The following is a 7269-nucleotide window of genomic DNA, read 5'->3' on the forward strand; positions in this document are numbered from 1 at the left end:
CACACCCTACTGGCGAGGACTGACACCGCGTCGGGCCTGTGGACAACGCCTGGCCGGACTCCGCCTAGCGTGACTCCAGGAAGGTCAGGACGGCCAGGACCCGGCGGTGGTCGTCGGTGTCCTCGGTGAGGTGGAGCTTGCCGAGGATGCTGCGGACGTGTTTCTCGACCGTGCCCTCGGTGACCCACAGACGGCGGCCGATGCCCGCGTTCGAGCGGCCCTCGGCCATGAGGGCGAGGACCTCGCGCTCCCGGGCGCTGAGCTGGGCGAGGGGGTCGTCGCGGCGCTGGGCCGAGAACAGCTCCTGCACCAGGGAGGGGTCGACGACCGAGCCGCCCCGCCGGACGCGCTCCAGGGCCTCGATGAACTCGTCGACGGCCGTGACCCGGCTCTTGAGCAGATAGCCGACCTTGCGGCCGCTCGCCAGCAGCTCCAGCGCCTCCTCGACCTCGACGAACGCCGAGAGGACCAGGATGCCGGTGTCGGGGTGGCGCTCCCGGATGGTGCGGGCCGCCTTGAGTCCTTCGGTGGAGTGGTCCGGCGGCATCCTGATGTCGACGATCGCGAGGTCGGGGCGGTGCCCGGCGACCAGTTCGAGGAGGCCCACGGCGTCTCCGGCCTGCCCCACCACGTCGTATCCGACCCGCTCGCACAGGCTGGCGAGTCCCTCGCGGAGCAGCACGTCGTCGTCGGCGAGGACGACCCGTCCCCGTGCCGGATGCTGCGATGCGTCGTCCATGGTCCCGGCTCCCCTTGCCCGGCCGATCGGTGCGCGCCCCAACAGCCTGCCGCACCCACGGGGTTCCGGCTAGCCGGAAGCGGGATTGGAGGCTCGCGGTGACGACAACGGAGCCGGTCCCGGGCGATTCTCGATGCAGTGCAGAGCAAGGCGGACCGGCCGGTCCGGGCGAGGCGCCGGCCGGCCACGGGTCGAAGGGCTGCGGAAATGCGTCGGACGCGGATGGAGAAGCCACGGCGGCCGGTCCGCGCCCGCCGGTACCAGGACGACACGCACGCGTGGAACGAGCTGCTGGATCCGCGGGACCACGAGATCGTGCGGGCCAAGCGCCCGCCGAGCACTGATCACGGCGGCACGGGCCGCACCTAGAGCCGGACGGACGCCTCTCCGTCCGACACGACCGCCCGGCGCGTACGCGACGTCACCAGTCCAGGTCTCCCCCGCCTGGGCGACTCCCCCGGCGTGCGCCCCGGGCGGTCACACGTCCGTCGGGGGCACGGCCAGCGGCAGCCGCACCCGCACGGTCGTGCCCTCGCCGGGCGGACTGCGGACATCCAGCTTGCCGCCGATCGCCTCCACCCGGTCGATCAGCCCGATGAGACCCGAGCCCCGGCCGGGCTCGGCCCCTCCGGCCCCGTCGTCGGCGACGGTCAGCTCCAGGACGTCGTCACGGACCTTGGCTTCGATGCGCACCACGCGTGCGTGCGCGTGCTTGGCGGCGTTGGTGAGGCACTCGGAGATCACGTAGTACGCGGCCACCTCCGGCTGCTCCGGCAGACGGGCGGAGGGCAGGGCGAGGTCGAGCTCCACGGGGACGGCCGATCGACGGGCCAGGGAACGCAGTGCGGGGCCGAGGCCGCCCTTGGACAGGATCGCCGGGTGGATGCCGCGGGCGACCTGGAGCAGGTCCTGGAAGGCGTCGTCGAGCCCCTTGCTGACATGGGCGAGCTGTTCGGACAGCTCGGACGTGGGGTCGGTGACCAGGGACTCGGCCAGCCGCAGATCGAGTTGCAGGGCGACGAGCCGCTGCTGGACACCGTCGTGCAGATCGCGCTCGATCCGGCGCCGGGAGGCGTCTCCGGCGGCCACCACGCGCGCGCGTGAGGCGGTGAGCTGGGCCCGGCTGTCGGCGTTGGCGATGGCGGTGGCGATGAGCTCGGTGAAGTCGGCCAGCCGGTCCTCCGTGCCGCGGTCCAGCGCCTCCCGCAGGGACGCCGCGACGACGAATCCCCACAGTCGGTCGTCGACGACGATGGGCGCGGCGACGGCCCTGCCGGCCCGGGCGGCGCGTCCGGTCCGGGTCACCTCGTGGATCGCCCGGCGTGCGGCGTCCCGTCGGGCATCCCGCGAGGCCGGTTCGAACACCTCCGGGTCGTGCGCGGTCCCGAGGACCGTACGGCTGCCGTCGGGCTGATGGCGCAGGACGGCCGCCGTCGTGTCCAGCAGCTCGCCCACCTCCTCCGCCACCCGCGTGAACACCTCCTCGGGCGGGGCGCCACGGGCCACGAGGGTGGCGACCCGGCGCAGCGCGGCCTGTTCTCGGGCGTGCCTGCGGCTCTCGGTGACGTCCCGGGCGGCGGCGTAGACGAGGCCCTGCTCGGGAACAGGCCGCGCGCTCCACTGCAGCCAGCGTTCGGTGCCGTCCGCGCGCAGATAGCGGTTCTCGAACTCGGCCACTTCGACGCCGCTCGCCAGCCGGTCGAGGGCCGCCCGTGTGTCGGCCCGGTCCTCCTGGTGCACGAACTCGGTGAACGGCCTGGACAGCAGCGTTTCCGCCGGGTGGCCGAGGGTGCGTTCGAAGGCGGGGTTGACCCGCTTGAAGTAGCCGTCGACCCCGGTGATGCACAGCAGGTCGAGGGAGAGGTTGAAGATGCTCTCCAGCTCCTCTTCGGCCCGCTTGCGCCGGCCGTGCGCCGCCGCGAAGGACGCCATGGTGGCGTTCATGCCGCCCAGCAGCTGCGCCCAGGTTCCCGCGAAGGCCCCGACGTCCGCCCGGTGGCCGAGCCGGTTGTCGTCGATCGCCGTGGTCAGGGAACGGATCTCGGCCGCCAGCCGTTCCGTGGTCACCCGCAGTTCGCGGAACGTGTCGGCGACGTCCCCGAGTTCGTCGCGTCCCGCGTACCGGATATCGTACGACAGATCACCCTCCGACAGGGCCCGGGCGCCCGCTGCGACCTCGCTCAGCGGCCGGGTGATGGAGCGCCGCAGGGCCAGGGCGAGGACCGTGACGACGCCCAGGACGGCGAGGGAGAGGGCGAGGTCGCGCAGCGCGTCGGCCTTCGCGGTGTGCAGGTCGTGGGCGGCCGTCCCGGCGAGTTCGCGCGCCGCCTGGTCCTGGATGCCGCGCAGGGAGTCGATGCGGGCCCGGGAGTCGGCCAGCCAGCTGTCGTACGACGGCCAGTGCGCGGTGCGCGGGTCGGCCGCGGCGAGCATGTCGCGCACGCTACGGACGGCGCGTCCGGGCTCCCCGAACCGTGTCGCGTACAGCTCGGCCCGCAGCGGGGCGGAGGTGTCGCGGCGGAACTCCCGCAGCTGTGCCTCCTCCAGCGCGGGCCAGCGCCCGGCCGCGGTGGGCCGGTGGGCGAGGGGGGTGCTGAGCAGAATGGCCACCTCGGCGCGCTCCCGCTCCCCGGCCTCGATGGCCTGCAGGAGCGCGATGTGCGCGTCGGCCGCACGCCCCGCCGCCCTGGTCGGGCCTCCCGATTCCAGGTCGGCGACGGTGTCGAGCAGCTCGTCCTGGACCGTCTGGTACTGCTGCACGACCGCGCTCGCGGAGAGCGAGCCGGTGTCGGTCTGTGCCCGGATGGCGTGCAGTTGGCGGCCGAAGGCGCCGAGTTCGCCATCGACGTCGGCCCCGGACCATGCGCCGGCCCGCTCGGTGGCCGTGGTCAGGGCCCGGTCCGTGGACCGCTCGGCGGCGGCCCGCTCGCCGAGGGTGTCCCGGGCGGGCCGCAGACGGGCCAGCACGGCGGCGATCCGCTCGCGGGCGACCGCGTCGCAGACCCCGGTGGTCTCGAACGCCACCCGGGTCGCGGTGTGGAAACGGTCCAGTTCCCGCGCCTGAGTCCACTGGGCGACGGCGCTGAACGCGGTGAAGGCGAGCATGGCGGCCACCGGCAGCAGCACGAGCAGCATCAGCTTGCTGCCGACGCGGAGTCGGGCGAGCAGGGGCGGACCATTCCCGCCCCGGAGGCGGCGCACGACCGGACCTAGTACCGGGAACGGGCGCCGGTGATCGTCGAGGAATCCGCCGTAACCGCTCTGTTGGCGTCCGTCATGCGCACCACACCTCCCGCCGACCCCACCACGGGCATGAGGTCGTACGTGTCCTCGGTGTCCCGCCTCGCGGGGTTTCCCCCGCGGGGTTTCCCCAGCATGCCCGTGCGACCGGCGGCGGTCCAGGCCGGGTCAGGGGCCCTTCCGCGGATAGCCGTCGTGGGCCTCGATGTCCTCGTCGATCCGGTGGGCCGCCTGATCGAGCGTGGCCCTGACCGGGGCGTGCTCGAGGACGATCCTCCTGAAGGCCCAGGAGAAGGCCGCGGTGATCGCCGGATAGGCCGGCGTCTGCGGACGCGGCCGGGCGACCCCGCCGCGCAGTTGGTCGATGTAGAGGTGCTCGGCGCCGTTCGGGCCGAACCGCGGTGAGAGCCGCACGGCGCTGTTCGTGGCCGGAACGGCCCCGTTGGCCAAGGTCATCCGGTGGACCTCCCGCGGTTCGAGCAGGTAGGCCAGGAATCGCCAGACCGCGTCGCCGTCGGCGGTACCTGCCGGGATGCCCCACTGCCACGAACCCATGCCGGTGACGGTGCCCTTGCCGAAGTCGGGCAGCGGCACGATGGCGACATCGCCCGGGAACGCCCTCGTGTTCTCGCCGAACACCCAGTGCCCGAGCCAGGAGAGGACACTGCGGCCCTGGACGAAGGCCTGATCGTCTCTGCCCGGGTCGACGAGTCCCTCCTCGACCCAGCTCTGGATGATCGTGAGCGCCCTGACGGACGCGGCGCTGTTGAGGTACCCCTCGGCCGTCCGGTGGCTCAGCGGGTCGACGAGATCACCGCCCGCCGACCAGACCGCGGGCGCGAAGCCGTACGTGGGCCACTCGTCGCCCGGCTTGGTGGACTCGAGATACAGATCGAGCGGCGTCCGGTGGCCAAGCCCCCGGAGCCGGTGCAGGATCCCGGTGAACTCCGCGGCGCTCCACGCGTCCGCCGGTCCCGTGGGGATACGGATGCCGGCCTTGCGCAGCACGGACTTGCGGACGTACAGCCCCAGACCGGAGTCGAACGTGCCCACGCCCCACAGTCGGCCCGCGTAGGTGCCCTGCCGGCGGATCGAGGGCAGTAGATCGTCCCGGACCGAGCGCGGCACACAGGAGTCGATCGGCCTCAGCCTGCCGGACCACGCGTAGCTGTAGAGGTTCGGCCCGTCGAAGTCGAGCAGGTCGGGAAGGTCGCCGCTGGCCGCGGCGGAGTCCACCAACTCGCCGTAGGACCGCCGTCCCGGCAGGGGCACCAGCTCGACGCGGACCTGGTGCTGCGCCCTGTTGAAGTCCGCGACCTGGCTGCGCAGGGTGCCGATCTCGCCGGGCTGCTCGGAGTGGAACCAGACGGTGATGTTCGCGGTGCCCTCGATCCGGCCGTCACAGGTGGTGTCGCCCGGGACCTTCCGCGATTTGTCGTCGCCGCCCCCGCCACCGTCGCATCCAGCCAGTAGCAGAGCGGCCCCCAGCAGTCCCGAGACCAGCTTGCTCCCGAGCGAAGCCCGCATCGCGCACCCCCACTCGACCGGACGACCGCGGTCTTTCCAGGGCGGATCCATGCTACCGCCGGTGACACCCGACTGCGCAGGGTGAGCACGAACCCGCGTACGGGGAACGGGACTTCAGCACGTTCCGGCTGACGGGTAACGCCGCTCCCGACTCTTTCCGGGTAGCGGGAAAGCGCAATCAACCCGCGCTTGGCACCCTGTCCGCATGTCCCTGCGCTGTCTTCTCGTCGATGACAGCATCCGGTTCCTGGAGGCCGCACGCACCCTGCTCGAACGCGACGGGATTCCCGTCGTCGGCCTGGCCTCGACGGGTGCGGAGGCGCTCGCGCGGGCGGCGGAGCTGGTCCCGGACATCGTCCTGGTGGACCTCGACCTCGGCGGCGAGAGCGGTTTCGATCTCGCGGTGGAGCTGGCCGACCGCGTCTCCTGCGTCATCATCCTGATCTCGACCCACGCCCTGGAGGACTTCGAGGAACTCGTCGCCGCCAGCCCGGCCCGCGGTTTCCTGCACAAGTCCGACCTGTCCGCACGGGCGATCCGGCAGGTGCTCGGCAACGGCGGCGGGGCCGCACCGAGTTGAGGGGACCTGACAGGTCTCGGCCAGGAGCGCGGGACTGTTGGGCTTCAGGTGTTGTCGGGACTTGGTCAACACGCTTCAATGCGTGGGAACTCGGGGCCGTGAACGACGGCGTACGGATGTGAAGACGCCCCGACGCCGACGGGGTGGCCCCGACAACCAGCGCGAACCCGGCCCGACCAGCCGTAGCGAGATTTCACAGAAAGGCCCCTGCATGCCGCACGCCACACAGCACGCGGACGCCGCCGTCGCCACCGCGGAACTGGACTCGGCTCTGCGAGGCGGCCCCTTCCATGTCGCGCTGCGCGCCGCCATCGCCGCCCGCGGTCTGCCGCTGCAGCGCGTGCAGCACCATCTCTCGCGCTACGGGGTCAAGGTCGGTGTCACCAGCCTGAGTTACTGGCAGCAGGGCGCCCGGCGCCCGCAGCGCCCCGAGTCCCTGCGTGCCGTACGGGCCCTGGAGGAGATACTCCAGCTGCCGGAGGAGTCCCTGATCCGGCTGCTCGCCGAGACCGACGAGGCCTCGCCGGGACAGCGGTCCGCGGGCCGTTCCTACCGCTCCCTGGTGGAGGCGTCGGGCGTGCTGGAGCGGCTGCTGACCGAGCTGAGCCTGCCACCGGACGGCGGTCTGCACACCCTCGGACACCATGAGCGGGTCCACATCGGGGCGCGCCGCGAGCTGGCGGGGCGCGAGTCGCACCACATCGTGCGGGCCCACATGGACGGCGTCGACCGTTTCGTGGCCGTCCACCACGGCGACCCGGGATGCGTGCCGGAGCGGGTGCGGGTCCACGCGCTGGAGAACTGCCGGACGGGACGCGTGCGCGTGCACCAGGACACCGGCGTGCTCGTCGCCGAACTCCTCTTCGACACCCGTCTACGGGCCGGGGACACCTACCTCTTCCGCTACGGCGTCGAGGACGGCACGGCCGGCGTCTCCCGCGAGTACGTCAGGGGGTTCGGACCGGCCGGCGGCCAGTACGCGCTCCAGGTCCGCTTCGACGAGCGCGCCCTGCCGGTGCGCTGCCACCGCTTCGCCCAGCACTCACCGGCGGCCCCCCGCAGCGGCCGCCAGGAACTCCCCCTCAGCGGCCACCACTCGGTCCACCTCGTCGAACCGCGGGTGCGCGCGGGGATCGTGGGGATCGGGTGGGACTGGGAGTGAATCGGGCCAGGGGGTGAGGGG

The 7269-nt window shown here is 72.7% G+C and carries 6 protein-coding genes; 3 read left to right on the plus strand and 3 right to left on the minus strand.

What is annotated here, in order from left to right; translation table 11 throughout:
- Positions 1-64 precede the first annotated feature (64 nt).
- Positions 65-739 carry a response regulator transcription factor gene (locus GRC12_RS10740; RefSeq protein WP_208778966.1) on the minus strand — a complete coding sequence of 225 codons (675 nt, stop codon included), beginning with the start codon at positions 737-739 and terminating at the stop codon, positions 65-67.
- Positions 740-946: 207 nt separating this feature from the next.
- Between GRC12_RS10740 and GRC12_RS10745 the strand changes: the two genes are divergently transcribed.
- Positions 947-1108 (plus strand): hypothetical protein, encoded by a 162-nt coding sequence (locus tag GRC12_RS10745; RefSeq protein ID WP_208778967.1) that lies wholly within the window; start codon positions 947-949, stop codon positions 1106-1108.
- 108 nt (positions 1109-1216) lie between these two features.
- On the opposite strand, the gene GRC12_RS10750 is transcribed toward GRC12_RS10745, so the two are convergent.
- Together GRC12_RS10750 and GRC12_RS10755 are read right to left on the minus strand one after the other, a co-directional pair.
- A complete protein-coding gene (locus tag GRC12_RS10750) occupies positions 1217-3874 on the minus strand; it encodes a nitrate- and nitrite sensing domain-containing protein (protein WP_208778973.1) in 2658 nt (885 codons plus the stop codon).
- Between the two features lie 273 nt (positions 3875-4147).
- Positions 4148-5506, minus strand: coding sequence for an extracellular solute-binding protein (locus GRC12_RS10755; protein WP_244372599.1), 1359 nt, complete (start codon positions 5504-5506; stop codon positions 4148-4150).
- Positions 5507-5711: 205 nt separating this feature from the next.
- Here GRC12_RS10755 and GRC12_RS10760 point away from each other — a divergent pair, with 205 nt between their 5' ends.
- Both GRC12_RS10760 and GRC12_RS10765 read left to right on the plus strand, forming a co-directional pair.
- Complete coding sequence (locus GRC12_RS10760; RefSeq protein WP_208778969.1) at positions 5712-6086, plus strand: response regulator; 375 nt, start codon at positions 5712-5714, stop codon at positions 6084-6086.
- Positions 6087-6297: 211 nt separating this feature from the next.
- Positions 6298-7248: a hypothetical protein gene (locus GRC12_RS10765; protein WP_208778970.1), complete on the plus strand. Its 951-nt coding sequence runs from the start codon at positions 6298-6300 to the stop codon at positions 7246-7248.
- The last annotated feature ends 21 nt before the right edge of the window (positions 7249-7269 follow it).

It is taken from the genome of Streptomyces griseorubiginosus (assembly GCF_017614965.1).
Classification (GTDB): Bacteria; Actinomycetota; Actinomycetes; order Streptomycetales; family Streptomycetaceae; genus Streptomyces; species Streptomyces griseorubiginosus_B.